Here is a 1,622-nt window from a genome sequence, read left to right on the forward strand (position 1 = left end):
AATATGATGGATATTGTAGCAAAGAATGGAGATAAGCTAAACACCAAGAATTTAGCTAAGGAACTTGGCTGTACAGTAGTTGAAATTTCAGCGTTAAAGGGAACGGGCGTGATGGAAGCAGCCAATAAAGCTGTAGAAGTTGCTAAAAGTAAAGTGGTTCAAACTCCTAAACATAAATTTACTGGGTGCGTTGAACATGCACTAGCACATATTGAAGAAGCAGTGCTTCACAATTTACCAGAGGAGCAACAACGTTGGTATGCCATAAAGATATTTGAGCGTGATGAAAAAGTTATTGAACAATTAAAAATAGCAGAAAAAATAGCTACTCATGTGGAGTCAGATATTAAGAGATGTGAAGATGAAATGGACGATGATGCAGAAAGTATCATTACCAATGAAAGATATGTATATATTTCATCTATTATAGAAGATTGTTTTGTAAGAAAGAATAAAGGTGGACATACTGTTTCAGATAAGATTGATACCATAGTAACAAATAGATGGTTAGCACTTCCTATTTTTGCAGCAGTAATGTTTATAGTTTATTATGTTTCCGTTACAACAGTAGGTTCAATTTTAACAGATTGGACAAATGATACTTTATTTGGTGAGTGGATTATTCCAGCAGCGCAAAATGGCTTAGATACCATAAATTGTGCTCCATGGCTATCAGGGCTTCTTGTTGATGGTATTATCAGCGGTGTGGGAGCAGTACTTGGGTTTGTACCACAAATGCTTGTGTTATTTGCTTTCTTAGCATTCCTTGAATCTTGTGGATATATGGCAAGAATAGCCTTTATCATGGATAGAATTTTCCGTAAGTTTGGACTTTCAGGAAAGTCATTTATTCCAATGCTTATTGGAACAGGATGTGGAGTTCCTGGAATAATGGCCTCAAGAACTATCGAAAATGATAGAGACCGTAAAATGACTATCATGACCACCACATTTATTCCATGTAGTGCCAAGCTTCCAATTATTGCTTTAATTGCAGGAGCGTTATTTAATGGAGCATCATGGGTAGCACCAAGTGCTTATTTTGTAGGAATAGCAGCAATTATTTGTTCAGGAATTATATTAAAGAAAACAAAGATGTTTGCAGGAGATCCAGCACCATTTGTTATTGAATTACCAGCATACCACATGCCAACAGTTTCAAATATTCTAAGAAGTATGTGGGAACGTGGATGGTCATTTATTAAGAAAGCTGGAACAATAATTTTACTTTCTACAATATTTATTTGGTTTGCTCAAAACTTTGGCTTTGCTAATGGTGGATTTGGAATGGTAGATGATATGAATGACAGTATTTTAGCAGCCATTGGAAGTATTTTAGCACCGCTATTCAAACCACTTGGCTGGGGAAATTGGAAAGCAGCAGTGGCAGCAATTACAGGTCTTATTGCAAAAGAAAATGTTGTTGGAACATTTGGTATACTTTATGGATTTGGTGAAGTTGCTGAAGATGGAGTTGAAATTTGGGGAACACTTGCAGCTAGCATGACTGCACTTGCAGCATATTCATTCTTAATATTTAACCTTTTATGTGCACCTTGTTTTGCAGCTATGGGAGCAATCAAACGTGAAATGAATAATGCTAAATGGTTCTGGTTTGCCAT

General features: G+C 36.2%; 1 protein-coding gene. It reads left to right on the top strand.

Going from position 1 to position 1,622, the window contains the following annotated elements:
- Positions 1-1,622, top strand: a 1,622-nt coding sequence (feoB, locus tag ACI313_RS05380; protein WP_439755482.1) for a ferrous iron transport protein B, incomplete at both ends; no start/stop codon positions are given.

It is taken from the genome of Floccifex sp. (assembly GCF_051873495.1).
Classification (GTDB): domain Bacteria; phylum Bacillota_I; class Bacilli_A; order Erysipelotrichales; family Erysipelotrichaceae; genus Floccifex.